We start from the raw sequence: 23681 nt of genomic DNA on the forward strand, positions 1-23681 counted from the left end.
ACGCGCTGGTCACCCGCGCCGAGGACAAGAACAATCCGGTCTATCTGCAGCTCGCCGAGCTGTGGCACGACATGCGCGGCGCCGATTCCGAGTTCACCGGGGCCGCGCCCCGGATCGGATCAGGACAGGTCTACCTGGACGACCTTGGCCGCGCCGACGGACTCGGCGATCGCGGCCTGGACGTCGGCGGGCACCTCGCGGGCCACGCGCAGCACCACGGTGGCGCCCTCCTTGTCGACGTCCTGGGTCAGCTGCGCGGCCAGGATGTCGACCTCGGCCTCGCCGAGTTTGGTGCCGATCTTGCCCAGCGCGCCCGGCCGGTCGTCGTAGTTCAGGATGGCCAGGTTGAGGCCCTCGGCGCGCATGTCGTAGTTGCGGCCGTTGACGTTGACGATCTTCTCCACCAGCTGCGGCTCGGTCAGCGTGCCCGCCACGTTCAGGGTGCTGCCGTCGCCGAACACGGCGCGCAGGTCGACGACGCTGCGGTGGCTCGGGCTCTCCGTCGCGGTAGTGACCTCGGCGGTGATGCCCCGCTCCTTGGCCAGCGCGGGCGCGTTGACGAAGGTGACCTGGTCCTCGACCAGCGCGGAGAAGATGCCACGCAGCGCGGACAGCTCCAGTACGCCGACCTCTTGCGCGGCCAGCTCGCCGCGCACCTGCACCTCCACGCTGACCGGCAGCTCGTTGGACAGCGCGCCGAGCAGGGCGCCCTGCTTGCGGACGATGTCCAGCCAGGGGGCGACCTCTTCGCCGACGGCGCCACCGGTGACGTTCACCGCGCCGGGCACGAACTCACCGGCGAGCGCCAGCAGCACCGACTTGGCGACGTCGGTGCCCGCGCGGTCCTGCGCCTCGGAGGTGGAGGCGCCCAGGTGCGGGGTCACCACGACCTGCGGCAGGTCGAACAGCGGGCTGTCGGTGCACGGCTCGGTCTCGAACACGTCCAGGCCCGCGGCGCGCACGTGGCCGGACTTGATCGCCTCGGCCAGGGCGGCCTCGTCGACCAGGCCACCGCGCGCGGCGTTGACGATGATCACGCCGGGCTTGGTCTTGGCGATGGCCTCCTTGCCGATGATGCCCTTGGTCTCCGGGGTCTTCGGCAGGTGGATCGAGATCAGATCGGCACGCTCGAGCAGTTCGTCCAGGCTGAGCAGCTCGATGCCGAGCTGCGCGGCGCGCGCGGGCGACACGTAGGGGTCGTAGGCGACGATCTTGGTCTCGAAGGCGGCCAGTCGCGCGGCGAACAGCTGGCCGATGCGGCCGAGGCCGACGACGCCGACGGTCTTGTCGAAGATCTCGACGCCGTTGAACTTGCTGCGCTGCCAGGTGTGCTCACGCAGGGTGGCGTCCGCGGCCGGGATCTGGCGGGCGGCGGACAGCAAGAGGGTGACCGCGTGCTCGGCGGCGGTGTGGATGTTCGAGGTGGGCGCGTTCACGACCATGACGCCGCGCTCGGTGGCGGCGGGAACGTCGACGTTGTCCAGGCCGACGCCCGCGCGAGCGACGATCTTCAGGTTCTTCCCGGCTTCCAGGACCTCGGCGTCGACCGTGGTCGCCGACCGCACGAGCAGCGCGTCGGCCTCGGGCACCGCGGCCAGCAGGGCCGGGCGGTCCGGTCCGTCCACCCACCGGACCTCGACACCGTCACCGAGCGCGTCGACGGTCGACTGGGCGAGCTTGTCGGCGATCAGAACTACAGGACGGCCTGCTTGGCTCACGTGGAGTACTCCTGGGGAATGGGGTCGGCAATTACCGCCGACCAGCTTAGTGCGCGCGATTTCCGACCCGGCTACCACCTGGTGGGCGGCCGTCGTCAGTCCCGACGCTGGCAAAAATATGCAGACCGGTCTACAGTCACCGCATGGGCGTCAAAGGCACCGAGACTCGCGGCAAACTCGTCGACGCGGCGCGCACGCTGGTGGAGCGGCACGGTTACTACGGCGCCGGGCTCAACCAGATCCTGGCGGCCAGCGGGGCGCCGCGCGGATCGTTGTACTTCCATTTCCCCGGCGGCAAGGATGAATTGGTCGCGGCGGCGGTCGCCCAAGCGGGCAAGGAGATCGCCGCGCTGATCGACACCATCGAGCCCGGCGATGCCGCCGAGGCCGCGAGCAGGCTGCTCCGAGCGTTCGGCGACCGGCTGGAAGCATCCGGCTGGCAACAAGGCTGCCCGGTCGCCACCGTCGCCCTGGACGTCGCGGCGGCGAACGACCCGATCCAGGCCGAGTGCGCCGCCGCCTACGCCGCATGGGAGCAGGCGCTGCGCATCCGGCTGCGGGCCGACGGCCGTGACGATGCGGACGATCTGGCGGCAGCGGTGCTCGCGATGGTCGAGGGCGCACTGCTGCTGGCACGTGCGCAGCGAAGCCGTGAACCCTTGGAACGGGTCGAACGCACACTGCGCGCCATGATCTGAGGCCGAATCCGCCGATACCGCAAGGAGTTTTCCATGTCCCCAGAATATGTAGACCGGTCTAGTAAGGAGGATGTCATGTCCGACAGCATCGTTTTCGGAGCCGCCGGGTTCCTCGGCCGCAATGCGGTCGCCCGCCTGCTCCAGCAGGGGCATTCCGTCGCCGCCGCATTGCGTGCGGGCAGCGCGGAGCGGCTCACCAGTTGGCTGCGCAGACAAGGCGTGGACGAGAGCGGGTTGGAGATCCTCACCTGTGACGTGACCGCGCCGGACCTCGGCCTGCCCGCCGAGTTCGATTCGTCCGGCGTGCGCGACGTGTACAACTGCGCGGCCCGCTTCGCCTTCGGGCTCGCCCCCGAGGACGCGTACGCGGTGAACGTCACCGGGGCGCTGCGGGTGCTGGAATGGGCCGCCGCCCTCCCCGAGTTGCGACGCGTCGTGCACATCACCGGGTACCGGATCACCGTGGAGGAATCCGAGGAGCAGCACTACGAGAACGGCGCGTACGGCGCGTCGAAGTTCGAATCGGATCCGCTGCTGCGCCGCCGGGCGGCGGAACTCGGCGTCGCGCTGACCATCGCGAACCCGAGCAGCGTCATCGGCCCCGGTCAATACATCGGGCTGGCGAGCGTCGTCGAGGATCTGTGGAACGGGCGGCTCCCGGCTCTCCCCGGCGGGCCCGAGACCTTCGTGCCCATCGTGGATCTGGACTACTTCACGGATTTCTTGATCAGCCTGCCCACGCTGCCCGATACCGCGGGCCGGTCCTACACGGTTCTGGATGATCGGACTCCCGTGCTGCCGAAGCTTGTTCGGCTACTGGCGGATCACCTGGGCGTCCGTGCGCCCCGGTTCTCGATTCCGGTCGGCGTCATCTCGAAGCTTCCGCCCACACTCACCGGCGCCGACCCGGAGACGCTCAGCTTCATCGCCGACGACCGCTACGACACATCGGCGGCGCTGGAAGTGGCGCGCCGAGCCGGTCTCACCATGCCGCCGACCGAGGCGACCCTCCTGGGCTGGGCCGACCATCTCGTGGCCACCCGGTTCGGCGCGGTGGCCGATGACCCGACAGCCGGTTTCGCCGACGGTGTCTGGGTCGGCGGCGAGCGCGTCCGCCCCGCTTACGTCCTGGCGCACGGCCTTCCGCTGGACGGCGAGTCGTGGAACGAGGTGCGCGCGGAACTGGACGGGCCCGCCCTGGTCGTGGACCTGCCCGGCCTCGGGCGTTCGGCGCCCGGGGATCGTGACGCGGTGCTGCCGGGATTGCTCGCTTCGGTGCACACGCGCCCCGTTCTGGTCGGCCACTCGCTCGGCTGCGGCCCGGTGCTGCGGTACGCGGCGCAGCATCCCGACCGAGTCTCCGGCGTGGCGCTGGTCGCGCCCGCCTTCTTGCAGCCGCGGTCGGGCCGGCTGCTGCGCTCGCCACTCGCGACCGCGGCGATGCGCCGGAGCTCGGCGGCGGCCTTGTCGAAACGGCTCGGCGTGCCCGAGAGCGACGCCATCGCGAGCGCGGCGGCGAACCTGCGCAGGCCGGGCGTCGCGGGTCGAACGGTCGGCGCGTTGCGCGAGGCGAGCGCTCCCGCGCGGCGTGCAGAGTTGCGAACTCTGCTGGAACGGATCGACGTGCCGGTGCGGATCATCGCCGGTTCCGACGACCCGATCACCGCTCCGACCGCGCGAGAGCGGATTTCGATCGAAGGCGCGGGCCACTACCCGCAACTGACCCACCCGGCCCAGGTGGCGGCAGAACTCAGCCGGATCTCCGCCGTCGCGGCGCAGGGCTGATCTCGCACTCCGACATCGCGGCGCAAGGCTGATCTCCGACTCCGGCGTCGAGGGCACGGGGCCACACCCACCGCTGACCACGCGGCACGAGGCCGATCCCGACCGCCGACATCCCGGCCGCGCGGCCGATCCCGCCCGTTGCGGGGCGCGGCTTGTCGACGCGCAGCACACGCGGCCGCACTGTGCTTCGACCTTCCCGGCATCGGCGCGGACCTCATCGCGGCGGAACCCGACCACCCCGGCTCGTCCACCAACCGCACATAGCGGCGGGCCCCCACACCACCAGGTGCGGGGGCCCGCTCGGCCACGCCATCGGTCGGCGCGCGACCCGGTCGACTCTGCTCGACCGTTACGTCGGTCAGCGGCCGCCGAAGGAACCCGTCCACAGGGTGTCGACAAGACCGTGCAGCGCGGCGCCAAGGGTGCCGAAAAGACCGTTCAGGGCAGCGCTACCGGTGTCGATGATAACGGGGATCATGGAAATACCTCTTCCTCGAAACTTATCCAGTCGAACTGGCTGACACGGGGCATGTCGGCGCCGGATCGGCGACAGTTACAGAATTCGAATGTTTGGTAATGCAGACCACATATCAATCGAAATGTGACTCACGACACTCATCCCATTGCGAATGAGCTGGGAATCTATACGTTTGTCCAGGTCAAGACACCGAAAGCGCTAGAAGATTTCCCTCGCTAATAGAAGTCGAATGCGACATTCCAGAAAAACTTCGTACGAATCTCGCGCCGCGTCCGGGAATGAGGCCGCCGAGTGATTCGAGCCACTTCGACAAACCCGGCAATAGAGATACCAAATAACTTTCGAATACGTCGAAGGGGTAGACGGAGAAATGCTCGGCTCCACGTCGGCGGCCCTGTTCCCGATTCTCCGGGTGCCGCGGCGGCAGACCGTCAGGATGCCCCGACAGTGACCGATCGCACATCTTCGGACGGCTTGGTGGCCGCGACGGCGCGGGAGAACGCGCGCACCCGCGGTGTCTCGCGATACCGACGCCACACCAGTCCGAGCCGGGACTCGGCGATCCCGGTGACCGGCACGAAGGCCACCGGCCGTCTGCGGTGGGAATCCGCGGTGGGATGACACAGCAACATCGCTCCGCGGCCGGCCGCCACCGCGGCGAGACCTTCTTCCAACGTGCCGACCTCGGGCCCGGAGCGCACCCTTCGACCGCCCGGCGTGACGTCGAGCGCCTGAGCTCTGCGCCAATACTCCGGCGCGGGCGCGCGCACTCCTATCAGTGGAAGAGCGGCGAGTTCCTCTACCGACAGTTCGGCCCGGCCCGCAAGCGGGTGGGCACTGGCCAGCGCGAGCGTCTGCGGCTGCCCCGCGAACACCGAGCCGAGCACGAGATCTCCCTCGCCCATCGGCAGCAGCACGACGGCGGCGTCGACCTCGTCGCGCCGCACCGCACCAAACGGGTCGGCCAGCGGTATTTCGACCAGCTCGGCCGAGCAGTCCGGGTGCCACTGCTGGAACAACTCGACCGCGGCCATCAGGTGATCGTTGCCCGCGCCTTGGAATCCGATGCGCAAGATCCCGTCCGCACCCCGGGCGGCGGCGCGAGCATCGTCGACCGTCGCGCGCAACGCGGCATAGGCGGGCCGCAGCGCGGCGAGGAAATCCGCGCCGAGCGGGGTCAACCGGACGGTGCGACTGGTCCGTTCCACCAGCTGTCCGCCGATGCGCCGCTCCAGCGAGCGCAGTAGCTGGCTCACCCGGCTCTGCGACACATACAGCCGAGCACCGGCCCGCCCGAAGTGCAGTTCCTCGGCGAGCGCGAGAAACGCTTCCAGTTCACGGACCTCCAGCCCACTCATCTGCTTCCCTTCCACGGTCGATGAGTCCAGCTCATAGAACTATGAGACCTTCGCCGTTGTTTCCCCATACCGGGAGCCTTTTGTCTGGAAGACATGACACAGGTTCGAGAAGTCGTTGCTTCGCAGCCGGTTTCGTCGCTACGCGGTTGGCTCGGAGTGGGCGCGGTGGCAGCGGGCACGTTCACGGTGGTCACCGCCGAGATGTTGCCGGTCGGACTGCTCACTCCGATCGGCTCGGCGCTGCGAGTGAGCGAAGGCCGCGCCGGTCTCGCGTTGACGGTGACAGGCCTGGTCGCCGCGCTGGCCGCGCCCTTGGTCACCGCGACGCTGCGCCGAGTCGAGCGCAAGGTGGTGCTGTGCGGATTGCTGGCGCTCCTCGCGCTGGGCAATCTCGGCGCGGCCGCCGCCCCCACCTTCGGCGTGCTGATCGGGGCGCGGGTGCTGGTCGGCGTCGGCATGGGCGGGGTGTGGGCGATCGCGGCGAGCCTGGCCGCGCGGCTGGTGCCCGCGCGATCGGTCGCCGCCGCGACCTCGCTGGTCTTCTCCGGCGTCGCGGTCGCGTCGGTGCTCGGCATTCCGGCCGGAACTTTCTTGGGTGGGCTCGCCGGGTGGCGGATCGCGTTCGTGGCCGCGGCCTGCCTGGCAGTACTGGTGCTCGCGGCTCTGGCGGTGCTGCTGCCGCGTCTGCCCGCGACGGAAACCTCGGCATTGCGTGGCGTGTTGCGACTTTCGCGGCAGCCCGGCTTGCGAATCGCCTTGCTCGTTGTCGCATTCCTGGTAACCGGCCACTTCACCGCCTACACCTATGTGCGGCCTGCGCTCGAGCGAGCGACCGGCGTCGATGCGGAAACGCTCGGTGCGCTGTTGCTCATCTACGGGATCGCCGGTGTCGCAGGCAATTTCGGCGCGGGCACCGCTGCGGCGCGGGCACCGCGGAAGACCTTGATCGCGATCGGCTCGATTCTCGCCGCGACCACGATCGCCTTGCCTGCGCTGGGCGCCTCCCTGCCGGGGGCTGTCGTGCTGATGATCGTGTGGGGCGTGGCCTACGGCGGGGTCTCGGTGAGCACGCAAAGCTGGGTCTTCGCCGCGGCGCCGCAGGCGAAGGAAGGCGCGTCCGCGCTGTTCGCGGGTGTTTTCAATGCCGCCATCGCGCTGGGGTCGCTGACCGGCGGTCTGGCGGCGGACGCGATCGGCGTGGCCGCCGCCATGTGGCTGGGCGGGACGCTCGCGCTCATGGCCGTGCCGGTCGCCGCGCTCGGAAGGGGCGTCCACCGGTCCTGAACGACGAAAATGCAGCTGCGACAACCGCGCTGCGGCACCTACCATCGCTCCATGTCTCTGCGCGCGATACCGGATTCGATGGACCCGACGGTGGTCGGGTCCATCGATCGCGAGCTGGACCGGGTGGAGCTGGACCACCGGGTGTCGATCCGGTTGGCGATCGAAAGCGGCAGCCGCGCGTGGGGCTTTCCGTCTCCCGATTCGGACTACGACTGCCGGTTCGTCTACGTCGCCACGCTGGAGACCTACCTGTCCCCGTGGCGCACCCGCGACGTGGTGGAGACGCCGCTCACAGACCTGCTCGACGTGAACGGCTGGGATCTGGCCAAAGCGCTGCGCTTGCTGGTGCAGGGCAACGCCGTGCTGATCGAATGGCTGATGTCGCCGATCGTGTACCGCGGCGACCCGCTGTTTCGCGACCGATTGCGCGCGCTGGCCGATGAGGTCGCCGACCGTGACAGGGTCGCCCGGCACTATCTGCACCTGGGCGCCAAGCAGTGGGAGCTGTTCGAGCGCACCGGATCGCTGAAGAAGGTGTTCTACGCGCTGCGTCCGGCGATGGCACTGCACTGGCTGCGCGAGCGTCCCGGGGCGGCGGTGGCGCCGATGCATCTGCCCACACTGTTGCGGCAGTGCGAACTGCCCGCGGAGTTGTCGGCGGCGGTAACCGAGCTGACCGACCTCAAATCACGAACCCGCGAGATGGGCAGCGGTTCGGCGCCCGCGCCGATCTCCGCGTTCATCGCCGCCGAATTCGCCTGTGCGGAGGATGTTTTCGTTAAATCTCGGGGTCAGGACATCACTCGGGCCAGGGCGATCACCGCGGAGTTCTTCCGCTCCGAGGCACTGGCGGGCTGACGCCTACGAGGCGACTTTCCGATCGTCCTCGGCGACGGCGTCGGCGTAAGCCTGGGCGAGTCGCTGCGTGGCGGTCGGACGGTCCGGATCCGGGCGCGGGATGCCGAGGTGGCCCTCGCGCAATTCGTCCATGAAATCCGCCCATAGCCGCGGACCGCCCGCCTCGAGCAATTCGGCGCGAACCCGGAGACGCTTGGTGGTCGGGCGGTGCCGCAGACCCCACGCGCCGAGCTGCGCCATGATCGGCACCAATTGGATGGCCGCTTCGGTGAGCCGGTATTCGGCCTTCTGGCCGGGCCTGGTGTCCGCACGGCTGAGCAGCCCGGTGGCCACTAGGCGCTTGAGCCGGTCGGACAGGATGTTGGAGGCGATGCCCTCCTCCGATCCGGCCAGCAGTTCGCGGAAGTGCCGCCGGTTGCCGAACATCACGTCACGCAGCACCAGCAGCGTCCACCGATCGCCGATCACCTCGATCGTCGCGTTGATCGGGCATCCCGAACGTCCCTCCTCGCGCATCCGGCACTCCTGTCGATCGTCAACTACTGCTTGCAATATACAACCAGTTGGACGTACGCTGCCGCATAACCGATTGCGAATTGCAATCACTTAGTGGGAATGAGTGGGCCATGCCGAAGCTGCGCGTACACAACCTGGCGATCTCCCTGGACGGCTATGTCGCCGGTCCGAACCAAGGGCCGGACAATCCGCTGGGCGAAAGCGGCACGCGACTGCACGAGTGGGTCTTCGCGACCCCTTACGCCAACCCGGAGGCCACGAACGATCCCGGCGTCGACGATGAGCATCTGGCCGCGGGCGATCGCGGCATCGGCGCGACCATCATGGGCCGCAATATGTTCGGTCCGATTCGCGGAGCATGGCCGAACCACGAATGGACGGGTTGGTGGGGCGACAATCCGCCGTACCACCACGACGTCTTCGTACTGACGCACCATCCACGCCCGTCGTTCGGGATGGAGGGCGGGACCACATTCCACTTCGTGGACGAAACCCCCGAGGCGGTGCTGCACCGCGCGTTCGACGCGGCGAACGGCCAAGACGTGCGCTTGGGCGGCGGTTGCTCCACGGTGCGGCAGTTCCTGCGGACGCGGCTGGTGGACGAGTTGCATTTGGCCGTCGTCCCGATCCTGCTCGGCGCGGGCGAGCGCCTCTACGACGATCTGGGCGAACTGCCCGGCTACCAGGTCGCCTCGGTGACCCACTCCCCCGCCGTCACCCATGTCACCTTCACCCGCTCCGAGGCGTGAGGACCTCCGAACAAGCGGAAAGGCCCCACACCGTCCCGGTGCGGGGCCTTTCGAAAGTCAAGTCGCGATCAGAGAACGCGGACGTCCTGGGCCTGCGGACCCTTCTGTCCCTGGCCGATCTCGAACTCCACGCGCTGCCCCTCATCGAGGGACCGGAAACCCGAGCCGCTCACAGCCGAGTAGTGCACGAAGACGTCGGGCCCTCCGCCGTCTTGTGCGATGAAGCCGAAGCCCTTCTCGCTGTTGAACCACTTCACAATGCCTTGAGCCATTTCATACTTTCTGTAGACGAGCCAGGTGGTGTTATCGAGATGCCCTGGTCTCGTAGATCAACGATGCCATGATCCGACGAATTACTCACGTTTCGCACCACCAACTGTGAGCTAACGCTCACGAGGACGCTCGGCTCGGTCGTGCGCGAGTGCACTCGCAATGCTCGCTCAGGGGCGGGCTGGTCTGTCACCTCCCACGCTCGGTCGGGTCCCGATCACGCGACATCGCCGGGGCCCGCCCGTCGGGTACCCGTACTTTTCGCCGGATAACGCCCGTCACCCTCCCTGACGAGCATGCCCCACCGACCTGCGCCAGGCAGCGTGGAGCTTCTTTGCGACACGGCTCGAAACCGATACGGATTCGCTACCAGTTATCTTGTGCCGCAGCGTATTTCAGCGTACCACGCCTAGACTCCTACTTCAGCCTAGGTCCGTGGCCCATCGGGCGCACTGTTCATTAAGTTCTGTTCACGGCCGGAGGTAGCGCACCTGGCGCGGTTTCGCCTCGTCGTAGGCGGCGCGGCCCGGCAGCTGCTCGGGCACGCCGACCTCCCACCAGGCGCCCGCGTCGGTCCACGACGACGGCCGCGTCCGCACAACCAGCACGGCGGGCCGCTGCTCGGCCATCGCCGTCGCCCGCGCCCGCAGGTACGCGTCACGAAATTCGTCCAGGTCGGCGGCGGTGAAAGCGGCACACCCCAGAGCGGCGGCATGGGCGGCGAAATCGACTCGCGGCGGTTGTTCCCGCGTGGTGCGGCAATCGGCATAGAAGTTGTTGAACGGCTCGCCGCCCTGCCCCTCTTGCAGCCTCGCGATCACGGCATAGCCGTCGTTGTCGCAGACCACCGCGACGAACGGATGCCCGGCGAAGGCCGCCGAGAACAACTCCGAGTTCAGCATCAGATACGAGCCGTCGCCGAGCAGCGTCGTCACCACGCCGTCGGTGCGCGCCATGGCCGCGCCCCACGCGCCCGCCAGCTCGTAGCCCATGCAGGAGAAGCCGTATTCCACGTCCATGGTCGGCGCGCCACCGGTCGCCCGCCAGCCGCCGACGAGTTCACCGGGCAGGCCGCCGGAGGCCGTCAGCACATAGTCGCTCGGCCCGCTCAGGTCGTTCACGGCGCCGACCACCTGGGCGTAGCTCGGCGCGCCCGGGGTCGGCGCGCGCAATTTATCGATATGCGCGTCCCAGGCGCCCCGCTGCTCGGCGGCTCGCGCGGTCCACTCGGCGTCGACTCGCCACTTCCCCATCCGCCCGGCCAGCTCGCACACGGTGGCCTCGGCGTCGCCGACCACCGCCAGCGCGCCGTGCTTGAGGGCGTCGAAGCGTGCCACGTTGATGGTGACCAGGCGAACGTCCCGTGCGAAGACCGTCCAGGACGCGGTGGTGAAGTCCTGCAACCGGGTGCCGACCGCGAGGACCAGGTCGGCGTCGGCCGCCATCGCGTTCGCCGACGCCGAGCCGGTGATGCCGAGCGGTCCCGCGTACAGCGGATGCTCGTGCGGCACCAGGGTGCGGCCCGCGGTGGTCTCCACGATCGGAATGCCGTGCTTCTCGGCGAATTCCAGCAGGGTGCGTCCCGCGCCCGAATACCGGACGCCGCCGCCGAGGATCAGCAGCGGACGGTGCGCGGCGCGCAGTGCGGCGACGGCCGCGGCGAGTGCCCGGTGGTCGGGACGTGGCCGGGTGAGACGGTGCAGCACCGGCTCGAAAAGCGTGTCAGGGAAGTCGTAGGTCTCGGCCTGGACATCCTGTGGAAGCGCCAGGACGACCGGGCCGACGTCGGCCGGGTCGGTGAGCACCCCGGCCGCCTGGGGCAAAGTGGCGATCAACTGTTCCGGGCGTGTGACGCGGTCGAAGTAGCGGCTCACCGCGCGGAACGCGTCGTTCACAGTGACGGTCGGGTCGCCGAAGTGCTCGACCTGTTGCAGAACCGGGTCCGGCGCGCGTCCGGTGAAGGTGTCGCCAGGAAGGAGGAGGAGCGGGAGGCGATTCGCGTGTGCGACGCCCGCCGCCGTCACCATGTTGAGCGCGCCGGGACCGATCGATGAGGTGGCGACACCGACCTGACGCCGATGAGTGGCCTTCGCATAGCCGACGGCGGCCAGCGCCATCCCCTCTTCGGCGTGCCCGCGCCAGACGGGGAGTTCGGCGCGCCGCTCGTGCAGCGCGGTGCCGAGGCCGAGCACGTTTCCGTGGCCGAAGATCGCGAAGACGGCGGGGAACAACGGCGCCTCGCGGCCGTCGAGTGTCTCCGAGCGCTGGGCGATCAACCAGGCCACCAGCGCCTGCGCCGTGGTGAGCTTCATCCGATCCGTCCTTCGTGGGAAGTGACCGGGCAGCGCGGATCGATCGGCTCGGCGTCCCAGCGCGCCCGCACCCAGCTGTGCGCGGGGTCGTCGCAGAACGCCATCGATCGCTCGGGCGCCGGACCGGCCAGCACGTTGAGGTAGTACATGGGGTAACCAGGCGCGGCGATGCACGGGCCGTGATAACCGCGCGGGATCAGGACGACGTCACCGTCGCGGACCACGACGTTCTCGTTCACCGTGCCGTCGGCGGTGTACGTGCGGTGCATACCGAATCCCTCGCGGGACGGGGTGATGCCGTCCCGTCCGGCGATGCGGAAGTAGTAGATCTCCTCGTTGACGACCTCGCAGGCGCTGGCCTCGTCGTGCTTGTGCGGCGGATAGGACGACCAGTTGCCGTCCGGGGTGATCAACTCGCAGGCGTTGAGCTTGTCCGCGTGTTCCCACACACCGGGTATGCCGAAGTTGGTCACCTGACGCGTCGCGCTTCCCGCGCCTCGGATTTCGACCGGCACCTCCTCGGCAGGGCCGTATCTCGGCTCGAGCCGCTTCCCGCATCGCGCCATCGGCAGTGCTACCTCGAGGTCGCCGCCCTCGGCCACGAGTTCCAGTTCGGCGTCGCGCGGGACGTAGGCGAAATCCGTCACTCGGGTGAAGACCGATTCCCGGCCGGTCAGCGCGTAGGTCTCCCCGTCGACGCGTACCGTGCACGCCCCTGACAGCGGCAGGACGAACGCCTCGAACTCCCCCGTCCGAACTGTCCGCGACTCGCCCGCGTCGATCCGCAGCACCCGCAGCCCGGCATAGGTCCATCCGGCGTCGTCGGGAGTCAGCAGGATCGGGTCACCGTCATGACGCAGCGTTCCTTCCGGACGATGCAGTGTCATCGCACCTCCTCCATGCTCGATCCAGAACCGGCAACTCGGTCGCCTCGCCGGGCGAACACATTCGGCCGACCCCTTCGCCGACGACCGTGCCAGTGGTCGGAGACTGTGCCCGTGCTGTACACGGCAGGAACGACGGGAACCGCTCGGATCGGCTCTGTCGGTGAGCGATCGCCGCCGTCTGTGGCACATCGCGAGGCCGGTACCCGGATGCTGTCCCGCCTCATCGGGCTTCTTTCAGCAAGCGGGCGGCGGTTTCGACCGCCCTGGCGACGTCGCCGTCCGGTGGGTACAGCAGGGTGCGGCCGACGACGAGACCGCGAACAACGTCGTGGCCGAGCGCCCCGCCCCACAGCGCTCGATCCACCGCCGGATCTCCGGACGGTGCACCGCCCAGCACGAGAACCGGCAGTGTGGTGGCGTCCAGTACCGAAATATCCTGCGGTGCGGGGATCTTCAGCCAGGTGTAGGCCGAGGTGACGCCGAGTCCGGAGGCCACCGTGATCGCCCGCGACAGCGAGACCGCGTCCTTGCTCATCACCAGCGCATCGGAGCCGTCCCGGTGATACGGAAGCGGCTCGACCATCGCCATCAGCTCGTGCGCCGCTAGCTCCGAGACCGCCTCCGCGCAAGCTTGCAGCGTCGGCACGGTGCCCGCGTCGGAGTCGACCAGGCGCAGCAGCATTTTGCCGCCGTCGAGCCGGAACCGCGCGATGGAGTCCGCGTCGTATCCGGTGAAGCGGTCGTCGATCTCCCACTCCGCGCCCGCCAGCCCACCGCGGTTCATCGAACCGATCACGACCTTGTCGTCGAGCGCGTCCAGCAGCAACAGTTCCTCGACCACGTCCGGCGAGCCGAGCACGCCGTCGACATCCGGGTCGGCCAGCGCGATCAGCAGCCGTTCCAGCAACGCGCGCCGATCCGCCATGGCCGTGCGATCCGCGCCGACGCCCAGCGCCCCGCGGGCCGGGTGGTCGGCGGCGACGAGGAACAAGGTCTGCTTGCCCGCCAACAAGTCGGCGCGGCGTACTCGTTCGGCGTAGGCCCGTTCGACCGCGGCGGGGTCCGTCGCGCGCACGTGCAGTAACTCACGCCAGCGTTCGTCGGTCACATGCATGACAGTTACTCCTTCCCGCACTCAGTGCTCAGCCACGGTCCGCGGCTCGATCACAGATCGGTCCGCGCGCCGCTTCTCGATTGCCGGCCCAGCTCAACCGCACAGCTGAGTCTCCATCGGTGCGGCTGCCCCTGATTTCCGGCCCGGCTCGACCACACAGCTGCTCCCCATTCGGTGCGGCTGCCCCGGAATTCCAGCCCGGCTCCACAACACGGCCGCTCCCCATTCGGTGCGGCTGCCCCGGAATTCCAGCCCGGCTCCACAACACGGCCGCTCCCCATTCGGTGCGGCTGCCTGGCAGATGCTCGATCTCCGCGTCCGTGTGCCATCGCATCCGCCGCACGCTGGGCAAGAAGCGGCCGATGCGCCCATCGTGTCGGCGTTGGTGTCGGTGCACGCGAGGCCGATCCGAAAGCAGACCATGGATCGGATAGCGGCACTTGCGCTTCGCGGGCCACCGAGCTGCCGGAGCCCGTAGCTGCGCTCCGTCCCGACGGGCATCCCTCGCACACACGCGCAGTGACTCGCCCCAGAGCCGTCGGACACCGGCACGACAGCCCCTTCGCCCCGCCCTCGCGACTTCAGCCGCACAGCAGTTCCTCGATCTCCGCGGCCGTGGGCATCGCGTCCGCGCAGGCCAGACGCGCGGCGACCAGGGCGCCTGCCGCGTTGGCGTAGGTAGCGATGCGTCGTGGGTCCCACTCCGAGAGGAGGCCGTGGACCAGCGCGCCGCCGAATCCGTCACCCGCGCCGAGCCCGCACACCACGTCCACGCGGCACGGCGGCACCGTCCAACGTTCCTCGCCGGTGGCCACCAGCACGCCGTCGCCGCCTTGCTTGATCACCGCGAGGCGCACTCCACGGGCGAGCAACCGATCGGCCGCCGCGTGCGGGTCAGCGGTGCCCACCGCCATCTCTACCTCGGCACGGTTTCCGACCACTACGTTCACATGGTCGACCATCCACCCGATCTCGGTCCGCGCGGTCTCGACATCCGGCCAGAACATCGGCCGGTAGTCCAGGTCGAGCACCGTATGCCCGCGTCGTGCACGCCGCAGCAATATGTCCCGCTGCGTGCCGCGCCCCGGCTCCGCGCTCACTCCGGTACCCGTGACCCACAGCAGGGGCACGGCATCCACGACTTCCCAGGGCACTTCGTCCGGAGTGATGGTCAGGTCCGGCGCGATCGGCGCGCGGTAGAACAGCAGTGGCGGATCGGACGGCGGCGTGAGCTCGCAGAAGACCACGGGCGTCTGGAGGTTCGGCGCGGTCGTCACATAACGGGACGAGACGCCGAAGTCCTCCAGCGTCGTGCGCACGAAGTCGCCGAAGCCGTCGGGGCCCACCTTGGTCAGCACCGCCGTACGGCGACCGAGCCGGGCGGCGGCCACGGCGACGTTGGTCGCGGTGCCGCCGAGGAACTTCGAGAAGCTGCGCACCTGTGCCAAGGCGACGCCGCTTTGTTCGGGATACAGGTCCACCCCGACCCGGCCGATGGTCAACGCCTCCAGCTCGGTCACGAATCCGCCTCCTCGTTCACGGCGTCACCACGCGTCGCAGTTCGTGCTGCAGCGCCTCCAGTTCCGCCCCGCCCGCCATCTGGCGGGTCAGTTCCGGCAGGTCGATCTCCGATTTCTCGTACGAGCCGAGCATCGCGCCCCGCTTCAGCAGCAGGAATCGGTCACCGACCGGATAGGCGTGGTGCGGGTTGTGCGTGATGAGCACGACGCCGAGCCCGCGTTCGCGTGCCCGCACGACGTACTGCAACACCACCCCCGCCTGCTTCACGCCCAACGCGGCGGTCGGCTCGTCGAGAATCAGCACCTTCGCGCCGTAGTGCACGGCCCGCGCGATGGCGACGCACTGCCGCTGCCCACCCGACAGCGTGCCGACCGGCTGTTCCATGTCGCGGATCTCGATACCCATATCCGCCAACGCCGTTCGCGCGATCGCGCAGCCTTTCTTGCGGTCCAGCAGCCGGAACGGGCCGAATCCGAATGTCGGCTCCGAGCCGAGCACGAAGTTGCGCCACACGCTCATCAACGGCACCACCGCGAGATCCTGGTACACCGTGGCGATACCGCGATCCAACGCCTCGCGCGGTGAGGCGAACCGCACCGATTCGCCCTCGACGCGCAGTTCGCCTCGGTCGTGCCGGTGCACTCCGGCGAGGATCTTGATCAGCGTGGATTTGCCCGCGCCGTTGTCGCCGAGCACGCAGGTCACCTCGCCCGCGTTCACCACCGTCGACACCTCGCGCAGGGCGACCACGCCGCCGTAGCTCTTGCCGAGGTCGACGGCCTCGATGAGGGAAGTCATCGGCGCACCCTTTCGGCTCGTTTCTGGAATCGGTTGTTGACCAGCACCGCAGCCAGCAGCAGCACACCGAGGAACAGCATGAACCAGTCGCTGTCCCAGCGGGCGAACACGATGCCTTGGCGCGCCATGCCGAAGATCAGCGCGCCGATCGCGGCCCCCACCGCCGAACCGAAGCCACCGGTGAGCAGACACCCGCCGACGACGGCGGCGATGATGTAGTGCAGCTCCAGCCCGACGCCCTGGTTGGCCTGCACGCTCGCGAACCGCAGGATGTTGCAGGAGCCGACCACCCAGCCGGCGAACGCCGTGCCCATGAACAGCAGGATCTTGGTGCGATCCGCGGGCACGCCCACCGCGCGGGCGCTGGGCAGCGCGCCGCCGACGGCGAAGATCCAGTTGCCGAACCTCGTGCGGACCAGAACTATCGCGGCGATCGCGGTGAGCACGACCCACCAGACCACCGACGCCTGGAGGTGCGCTTCCCCGATATCGAGTGTCGAGGCGAACACCCAGCCCGCCGACTGGTAGCCGTCCGCGCCGCGCACCCCCGATACTTGCACCGTGTCGGTGACCAGCCGTGTCACGCCGAGATTCAGGCCCTGAAGGGCGAGGAACGTACCCAGGGTGACGATGAAGCTGGGCAGGCCGGTCCGCATCACCACCCAGCCGTTGAACGCGCCGACGACCAGCGCGAACACCAGCGAAGCGAGCAGCGCGACCCACACGTTCCAGCCGGCGTGCACCGCGAGCAGGGCGGTGACCAACGCCGTGGAGGCGGTCATCACGCCCGCCGACAAGTCGAACTCGCCGCCGATCATCAGCAGGGCCACGGCCACCGCCATGATGCCCAGCGTGGAGGCGTCGTCCAGCCAGGTCGCGACGCCGAGCGGACTCAGGAACCGGTCGGTGATGACGGAGAAGAAGACGAACACCAGCAGCGCCCCCAGCGCCGCGCCGATCTCCGGCCGCACGGCCAGGCGTTGCAGCGGTGAGCGGCCCGTGTCTTGGGTCCGGTCGGGTGTCTTTGTGGCAACGGTCATTTCATCCACCTCATCGCGTGCCCTGCGCGACGAGCGCGGCGACGGCGTCCACATTGCTCTTGTCGACGAAACCGGGTCCGGTCTGCACCGGAGCGCCGCCTCCGGCGGTGTTCAGATTCGTCCGGTACAGCTTCAGCAGCACGATCGGCAGATAGCCTTGCTCGTACTGTTGCTGATCCACCGCGAACAGCAGCTTCCCGGCCCGGATCGCTTCCACCACATCGGAATTCAGGTCGAAGGTGGCGACGGTCGCGGCCGAACCGGCTTCCCGCACCGCGTCCACGGCTCGCGCGGCGACTTGCGAGTTCAACGTCAGAACCGCGTCGATGGAGCGGTCGGCCTCCAGCGCTCCTTTGATCCGTGATTGCGCGTCGGTCGGATTGTTGATGTCCACCTGGAGCGTGGTGGCATTGCCGAAGGCCTTGGTCGCGCCCGCGCAGCGCTCGTTCGCGCCGATATTGCCCGCTTCGTGGATGACGCACAGCATTTTGGTGCGCCGCGCCTCGGCGAGCCGTCTGCCCGCGGCCTGCCCGGCCAGCGATTCGCTTTGTCCCACATGGACGAACGCGCCGAACTTCGCGCTCTCGGACTCGCCCGAATTGATGGTCACAACCGGAATGCACTTTGCGACAGCCTTTTCCACCGACGGCCGCAGCGCCTCCGGATTGGCCATGGAGACGACGAGCCCGTCGACGCCCTGCGCCACCGCGTTGTCGATCAGCTTCGCCTGCTGGCCGGGATCACCGGAGGCGTTGTACTCCACCCGGATTCCGAGGTCCTTGCCCGCCGCTTCCGCACCGTTCTTGACGACGTTCCAGAACGCGTCGCCGGGGCTGCCGTGGGTCACCACCGCGACGGATTCCACCGTCCCAGCGGCCATCGGTGTTTGCGAGGGCGCGGGCGCGTCGGCGCCGGGGCCGGTGCACGCGGCCAGGAGCGCGGCCGTGGCGATCCACGGCAGCAGGCGGCTCGAACGCCGCCCTCTCGCGGTGAGGCAGCGCTGTGGTGTCGGAGACATCGTCGCTTCCTTCAGATTCCCGCGGCGGCGAGCGCGATGTCCGCGAGGTGGCGCAGGCTGCGCCCGGTGTCGTCGCTCGCCTGCCGCGCCGACTCGCCCGGTCGCAGCGCGGTGTCCTGCTCCAGCACGTACCAGCCCCGGTAGCCCGCGGCCCGCGCGGTGTGCACGAGTGCCGCGATGTCGACCTCGCCCTCGCCCAGCGGCACATACAGCCCACGGCACACGGCCGAGCTGTAGTCCAGCTTTCCGGCACGGACCTGATCGGCCAGCGCGCCGCGCACGTCTTTGAGATGGATGTGCCCGATCCGCTCCGCGTGCCGTCGCGCGAGCCGGACCGGGTCGGTGCCGCCGATGAGCAGATGCCCGGTGTCCAGGCAGATGTCGAGATCGGAATCGGCGAGGAACCGCTCGACCTCGGCCTCGCTCTCCACATGGGTGCCGACATGCGGGTGGAGCACCGTGCGCAGGCCGTGCGCGGCGGCGACGTCCCGGATCGCGGTGGCCGTGTCGACCAAGGCGCTCCACTCGGAGCCGTCCAGTTGCGGGCGCGCGTCGTACCCGTCGAATCCGGTCGCGGCGGCGAGGACGAGGACTTCAGCGCCCGCGGCGGCCAGCTGGGCGGCGGTGTCCTCGGCGCGGGCGACGGCGTCCTGCCGGTCGCGGTGCAGCACGGCGGCGAGGAATCCGCCGACGGCGGTGAGTCCGAAGGTCTCCAGCAACCGGCGCAGCTCACCTGGGTCGCGTGGCAGATAGCCGGGAGGACCGAGTTCCGTCGCGGTCAGGCCGAGTGCGGCCATCTCCGCCAAGACGGTGTGCGCGTCGAGCATGTGGCCCCAACCGGGGACCTCGCATACTCCCCAGGAGATCGGCGCGGCCGCGATGCGCAGCGGGTAGAGGGATTCGGTCATCGGTGCTCTCCGACCTTCGACGTCGAGGTGAACCGCTCTATTGGAGCGCTCCAACTATGTAACGCAGGTCATAGCGTGTCAAGAGTCGTCAGCGCGCCGCCAACACGCAATTACCAGGCGATATTCGGCTGTGAGCGCCTCGCCCGAACCGATACGCCACTCGTGAAGTCCGATTAGAGCGCTCTATTGATCAGCCCGCGCGGAGCTTGTATCGTCCGAGCCGAAAAGGCCTGCGAACGCGGAACGGAGGCGACATGGCACGACCGACCATGGAAGATGTCGCCGCCCGCGCCGGCGTCTCCCGCGCCCTCGTCTCGCTGGTCATGCGCAACTCCCCGAAGGTCAGCGAGCACCGTCGCCGCGCCGTGCTCGACGCGGCGAAAGACCTCGGCTACCAACCGCACATCATGGCGCGCTCGCTGGCCAGCCGGACCTCCAACATCGTCGGCGTCATGGTCTCCGACCTGCGCAACGCCTTCTTCGCCGACGTCGTCGAAGGCATGGACGCCGCCGCCCAGGCCGCCGGCCTCGAACTGATCCTCAACACCGGCAGACGCACCGCCGCCCGCGAGCGCACCGCGCTGGAGAGCCTGCTCTCCTTCCGTCCCGGGGGCATCATCCTGCTGTCGCCGATCCTGCCCGCCGCCGCCATTCGCGCAGCGGCGCAGCAGGCTCCGCTGGTGCTGGTATCCCGCACGTCCACCGTCACCGAGATCGACACGGTCAACGACAACGGCGAGGTCGGCACCGGATTGGCCGTCGACCACCTGGTCATGCTCGGACATCGGCGCATCGTGCACCTCGACGGCGGCGGCGCTTTCACCTCGGCCCCACGCCGCAAGGGCTACCGCGCCGCCATGCAGCGCCACGGCCTGGAACCGATGGTCGTGCCGAGCGAGCACACCGACTCCGCGGGCATGGCCGCGGTGCGCAAACTGCTGAACCTGTTCTCCCACGACAACTTCCCCACCGCACTGGTCTGCGGCAACGACTTCAACGCCGTGGGGGCGATGTCCGCGCTGGAGGAAGCGGGCCTGCGGGTGCCAGAGGACGTCTCGGTGGTCGGCTACGACAACACCTCGCTTGCCGCACTGCGTCACGTCGCGCTGACCACCATCGACCAGCCCCGCATCCAGATGGGCCGCCTAGCGATCGACGCGCTCACCGAACGACTCCGCGACGGCCGCACCACCCCAGCGCGCCGCCGGGTGGAACCGTCACTCGTCGTCCGCTCCACCACAGCCGCCCCACGCTGAACCACCGGGCCCGGAGGCCCGCCGACACACGTCGCGTCCATATATAAGGAGAGCCGATGTCACCTCACCGACCCGTCACGCTGGGCCTCGCCGGAACCGGCCGCATCGGAACCTCGCACGCCGAGACCCTGAAGAAGCTCCCGAACGTCGCCACCGTCCTGGTAGCCGACGCCGACGCCGACCGCGCCCGCACCACCGCCGCCGTCCTCGGCGTCGAATTCGCCCCCGACCTCGACACCCTCTTCGCCGCCGACCTCGACGGCCTGATCATCGCCACCGCCACCGACTCCCACCCGGACCTCATCATCCGCGCGGTCGACGCGGGGATCCCCGTCTTCTGCGAGAAGCCCGTGGCGGCCGACATCACCGGCACGCTCGCCGTCATCGACCACACCCGCAACTCCTCGGTTCCCGTCCAGATCGGCTTCCAACGGCGGTTCGACGCCGGTTATCGGGCGGCGCGCGAAGCGATCCGCTCCGGCAAGCTGGGGTGGCTGCATACCTTGCGGGCGACCACACTCGATCCGGCCCCGCCGCCCGCCGAGTACATTCCGCGGTCGGGTGGGATCTTCCGCGACTGCGGGGTGCATGATTTCGACATCATTCGGTGGGTGACGGGGCGGGAGATCGTCGAGGTGTATGCGCTCGGGGCGAACCGGGGCGCGGCGTTCTTCGCCGAAGCGGATGACGTCGACACGGCGGTGGTGGTGCTGCGTCTGGATGATGGGACGCTGGCCACCGTATCGCTGACCCGGTACAACGGGGCTGGGTATGACGTTCGGCTGGAAGCGTTGGGTTCCAGCGGGAATGCCATCGTCGGATTGGACGACCGCTCGCCGCTGATTTCCGTCGAACCCGATCACAATCCCTCCCCCTACCCTCCCTATGGGGGTTTCATGGAACGGTTCCGTCCGGCGTATGCGGAGGAGCTGGCGGCGTTCATCGAGGTTGCGGCCGGGCGGCTCGATAGCCCCTGCACTCCGGCGGAGGCTCTGGAGGCGTTCTATGTAGCAGAGGCATGCGAGCTGTCGCGGCGACAGGGTAGGGCTGTCGAAATAGCAGAAGTACGGCGCTGAGAGATACCCGGGGTCGGTGGAGCCGACATTCCGATTCAGTGATCAGGTTGTCGGCGGAAGACTCATATGGGCATCGCGGAGCTATTCGATGAGCTTGCGCTCTTCCTGCGGGCGCACGTGACCGGCAATGGATGAGTCAGCTCAACAGCCGGGCCATCTCATCCATAATCGGAGAGTCGGCGAACGGCTGGTCTTGGCCGATCACGCGCCAACCCCATGCCTCGTATGCGGCGCGGGCCGGGTTGCCGACTCGCACCAGCAGGTACGCCAGTGATTCCGGCCGCCGCGTCAGCAAGGCATCGTGGATGGTCCTCGCGAAACCTTGGCCTTGGTAGTCGGGATGTACGGCGAACTCGCGAAAGATGTAGACGGGTGCGCCCTCTGTTTCCGGGGCCGATTGCGGGTAGACCCGAATTGCTTTCTTCCACACCGCTTGTGGTCTGCTGTAGGGAGTGCCGAAGGCATAGCCGATCATCCGGCCGTCTATTCGTCCCGCGACCAGTTCGAAGCCTGTTATCGGTGCGTACATTTCTTCGAGTCGTTCCCAGAATCGCACTGGGCTGTACCACGGGTTGTCTTGCTGCTCGCGGTGGGAGTCGAAGTACAGGGCCTTGAGTTCGTCTTCGAGTTCGAGTGCCTCAGCGGCGTCGTAGTGGGCGAGATCTAGCAGGCGCGAGGTCATGACCCGATGGCCTTCTCACGACAAAAGGCGTCGTCCCGCAGTAGTTCGTGGAGTTCCCGAGCGCTGCGCATGCGCCGCTGACCCTTCGGTACGGCCGCGAGGACTTGTTCCCCCAAACCCATGACAAACCGCGTCCGGTGCTCGATCGGCAAACCCGCCAAGGTGGTAGTTGCATGACCAGCACCCTCAGTTGGGTCTCCTGCCGAGACCAAGCAGATGGCACGCTGCAACTCGATCTGGACCGGCCCGCGCCGACTATTCGGCGGATACAGGTTGAGCGCCGCCGCCTGCGCCTCTTCTGCCCGGCGGCTATCGCCGAGATGGGAGTATACGAAGCTTTCGGTGAATCTGACTCGTTCTTCCGGATATGCCCAGCAGTGCCAGCCGTGATCCTTGGTCATGGAAGACGGCAGAGCTGCGAATGTCTCCCGCAGATCGTTCAATGACGACTCCGCCTCCTCCGCGCGACCCAACAAAGCGAAGGACTGAGCCCGCGCAGCAAGCAGGCTGGGTCTCCCGACTGCCGGACCGTCCGCGATCAGGGGATCGCATTTGCCGATCTCATCGATGATGGTTTCTGGATCCAGTCCGTCATAGATCCCCCGGATGGCTTTGCGTCCCCGCACGAACATGAGGGTGTGGGGATCGCCTGAGCAGTCTGCGGCGTAGCGAGCCGTGCGCCACCACCGTGCTCCTTCGCGTCGGCGGCCGAGATCTCCGATGGATTGGGCCATGTACTGGCTCAAAAGAGCGCCTATCTTGTACAGCTCGCGGCGCTGGCTGGCGCTCCGCGATAGACCGAGCGCCGCCTCGAGGTTCAGGACATCCACCAACAGCATCTCTTGCAACTCGGTGGACGTGTGGGTGACGTATGCGGCTCCGTATTCGCGGACTATCTCGTTCCAGTCCTCCAGAACGATCGGAACACCCTCTGACACGGCGCGATTCAGGCCGTGCCGAGCCGACTCCAATCCGAAGGCCATACCGACACCGGCGGCTGACGCGCTGAGCAGAAAGGTTCGGCGTTGCACGTCGTCAACCTCTTTCGCCGCGCTCGGCAGGAACATCGGTGGATCGTCCGACTCCATGGTATCGCCGCCGGTTCCGCGCTCGACCGGGCGAAAACCGAGTTCGGCGTCAGTCGCGACGCCGAGTACGGCCCTCAGCCCGGCGCGGTAGTCCGCGTTCGGCCAGTGGAAGACGCCGCGCTCCAACTTCCCGATGTAGTTGCCCGACAGTTGAACAGCCCGACCTGTTCGCCGATAGACCCAGGCGTTCACCGCGTCGGCGAGCTCTGCGCGAGACAACGGATGCCCCGTGACTTCGGACTTCGTTCGTGCTCGTGCCGCTCTGAG

The 23681-nt window shown here is 68.4% G+C and carries 21 protein-coding genes; 7 read left to right on the forward strand and 14 right to left on the reverse strand.

The window, feature by feature from the left end:
- Positions 1–119: 119 nt before the first annotated feature.
- Positions 120–1718: a phosphoglycerate dehydrogenase gene (gene serA, locus ABZW96_RS34225; RefSeq protein ID WP_355080573.1), complete on the reverse strand. Its 1599-nt coding sequence runs from the start codon at positions 1716–1718 to the stop codon at positions 120–122.
- Between the two features lie 143 nt (positions 1719–1861).
- Between serA and ABZW96_RS34230 the strand changes: the two genes are divergently transcribed.
- Complete coding sequence (locus ABZW96_RS34230; RefSeq protein ID WP_355080575.1) at positions 1862–2416, forward strand: TetR/AcrR family transcriptional regulator; 555 nt, start codon at positions 1862–1864, stop codon at positions 2414–2416.
- 75 nt (positions 2417–2491) lie between these two features.
- Positions 2492–4201 carry an alpha/beta fold hydrolase gene (locus ABZW96_RS34235; RefSeq protein WP_355080576.1) on the forward strand — a complete coding sequence of 570 codons (1710 nt, stop codon included), beginning with the start codon at positions 2492–2494 and terminating at the stop codon, positions 4199–4201.
- Between the two features lie 909 nt (positions 4202–5110).
- On the opposite strand, the gene ABZW96_RS34240 is transcribed toward ABZW96_RS34235, so the two are convergent.
- Complete coding sequence (locus tag ABZW96_RS34240; RefSeq protein WP_355080578.1) at positions 5111–6037, reverse strand: LysR family transcriptional regulator; 927 nt, start codon at positions 6035–6037, stop codon at positions 5111–5113.
- Between the two features lie 93 nt (positions 6038–6130).
- Here ABZW96_RS34240 and ABZW96_RS34245 point away from each other — a divergent pair, with 93 nt between their 5' ends.
- The gene (locus tag ABZW96_RS34245; protein WP_355080580.1) at positions 6131–7321 is read left to right on the forward strand and encodes an MFS transporter; all 1191 of its coding nucleotides are present in this window, start codon (positions 6131–6133) and stop codon (positions 7319–7321) included.
- A 51-nt stretch (positions 7322–7372) separates the two neighbouring features.
- A complete protein-coding gene (locus tag ABZW96_RS34250) occupies positions 7373–8179 on the forward strand; it encodes a nucleotidyltransferase domain-containing protein (RefSeq protein WP_355080582.1) in 807 nt (268 codons plus the stop codon).
- A 3-nt stretch (positions 8180–8182) separates the two neighbouring features.
- Here ABZW96_RS34250 and ABZW96_RS34255 read toward each other — a convergent pair whose 3' ends face one another.
- Entirely contained in the window at positions 8183–8695 is a 513-nt protein-coding gene (locus ABZW96_RS34255) for a helix-turn-helix domain-containing protein (RefSeq protein ID WP_355080584.1), read from the reverse strand.
- A gap of 110 nt (positions 8696–8805) precedes the next feature.
- Between ABZW96_RS34255 and ABZW96_RS34260 the strand changes: the two genes are divergently transcribed.
- Positions 8806–9444 carry a dihydrofolate reductase family protein gene (locus ABZW96_RS34260; protein ID WP_355080586.1) on the forward strand — a complete coding sequence of 213 codons (639 nt, stop codon included), beginning with the start codon at positions 8806–8808 and terminating at the stop codon, positions 9442–9444.
- 68 nt (positions 9445–9512) lie between these two features.
- Here ABZW96_RS34260 and ABZW96_RS34265 read toward each other — a convergent pair whose 3' ends face one another.
- The 9 genes from ABZW96_RS34265 to ABZW96_RS34305 form a co-directional block, all read right to left on the reverse strand.
- Entirely contained in the window at positions 9513–9716 is a 204-nt protein-coding gene (locus ABZW96_RS34265) for a cold-shock protein (protein WP_014987157.1), read from the reverse strand.
- 468 nt (positions 9717–10184) lie between these two features.
- Positions 10185–12026 (reverse strand): 3D-(3,5/4)-trihydroxycyclohexane-1,2-dione acylhydrolase (decyclizing), encoded by a 1842-nt coding sequence (gene iolD / locus ABZW96_RS34270; RefSeq protein WP_355080588.1) that lies wholly within the window; start codon positions 12024–12026, stop codon positions 10185–10187.
- A complete protein-coding gene (gene iolB, locus ABZW96_RS34275) occupies positions 12023–12913 on the reverse strand; it encodes a 5-deoxy-glucuronate isomerase (RefSeq protein WP_355080590.1) in 891 nt (296 codons plus the stop codon). The genes iolD and iolB overlap by 4 nt, the downstream gene beginning before the upstream one ends.
- A 220-nt stretch (positions 12914–13133) precedes the next feature.
- Positions 13134–14027, reverse strand: coding sequence for an aldolase (locus tag ABZW96_RS34280; protein WP_355080592.1), 894 nt, complete (start codon positions 14025–14027; stop codon positions 13134–13136).
- Between the two features lie 581 nt (positions 14028–14608).
- On the reverse strand, positions 14609–15547 hold the full coding sequence (iolC, locus tag ABZW96_RS34285) for a 5-dehydro-2-deoxygluconokinase (protein WP_355080594.1): 939 nt from the start codon (positions 15545–15547) through the stop codon (positions 14609–14611).
- A gap of 16 nt (positions 15548–15563) precedes the next feature.
- Entirely contained in the window at positions 15564–16346 is a 783-nt protein-coding gene (locus tag ABZW96_RS34290) for an ATP-binding cassette domain-containing protein (protein ID WP_355080596.1), read from the reverse strand.
- Positions 16343–17386, reverse strand: coding sequence for an ABC transporter permease (locus ABZW96_RS34295; RefSeq protein ID WP_355080597.1), 1044 nt, complete (start codon positions 17384–17386; stop codon positions 16343–16345). Before ABZW96_RS34295 ends, ABZW96_RS34290 begins: the two co-directional genes overlap by 4 nt.
- Before the next feature lie 10 nt (positions 17387–17396).
- The gene (locus ABZW96_RS34300; protein ID WP_355080599.1) at positions 17397–18404 is read right to left on the reverse strand and encodes a sugar ABC transporter substrate-binding protein; all 1008 of its coding nucleotides are present in this window, start codon (positions 18402–18404) and stop codon (positions 17397–17399) included.
- A gap of 11 nt (positions 18405–18415) precedes the next feature.
- Positions 18416–19312, reverse strand: coding sequence for a TIM barrel protein (locus tag ABZW96_RS34305; RefSeq protein WP_355080601.1), 897 nt, complete (start codon positions 19310–19312; stop codon positions 18416–18418).
- A 254-nt stretch (positions 19313–19566) separates the two neighbouring features.
- Between ABZW96_RS34305 and ABZW96_RS34310 the strand changes: the two genes are divergently transcribed.
- Both ABZW96_RS34310 and ABZW96_RS34315 read left to right on the forward strand, forming a co-directional pair.
- On the forward strand, positions 19567–20568 hold the full coding sequence (locus ABZW96_RS34310; protein WP_355080602.1) for a LacI family DNA-binding transcriptional regulator: 1002 nt from the start codon (positions 19567–19569) through the stop codon (positions 20566–20568).
- 56 nt (positions 20569–20624) lie between these two features.
- Positions 20625–21644 (forward strand): Gfo/Idh/MocA family oxidoreductase, encoded by a 1020-nt coding sequence (locus ABZW96_RS34315; protein WP_355080604.1) that lies wholly within the window; start codon positions 20625–20627, stop codon positions 21642–21644.
- A 136-nt stretch (positions 21645–21780) separates the two neighbouring features.
- On the opposite strand, the gene ABZW96_RS34320 is transcribed toward ABZW96_RS34315, so the two are convergent.
- Together ABZW96_RS34320 and ABZW96_RS34325 are read right to left on the reverse strand one after the other, a co-directional pair.
- Positions 21781–22326 carry a GNAT family N-acetyltransferase gene (locus ABZW96_RS34320; RefSeq protein ID WP_355080606.1) on the reverse strand — a complete coding sequence of 182 codons (546 nt, stop codon included), beginning with the start codon at positions 22324–22326 and terminating at the stop codon, positions 21781–21783.
- Entirely contained in the window at positions 22323–23633 is a 1311-nt protein-coding gene (locus tag ABZW96_RS34325) for a hypothetical protein (protein ID WP_355080608.1), read from the reverse strand. The genes ABZW96_RS34320 and ABZW96_RS34325 overlap by 4 nt, the downstream gene beginning before the upstream one ends.
- Between the last annotated feature and the right edge of the window lie 48 nt (positions 23634–23681).

This window comes from Nocardia sp. NPDC004168 (assembly GCF_040610355.1).
In the GTDB taxonomy this organism is placed as follows: Bacteria; Actinomycetota; Actinomycetes; order Mycobacteriales; family Mycobacteriaceae; genus Nocardia; species Nocardia sichangensis.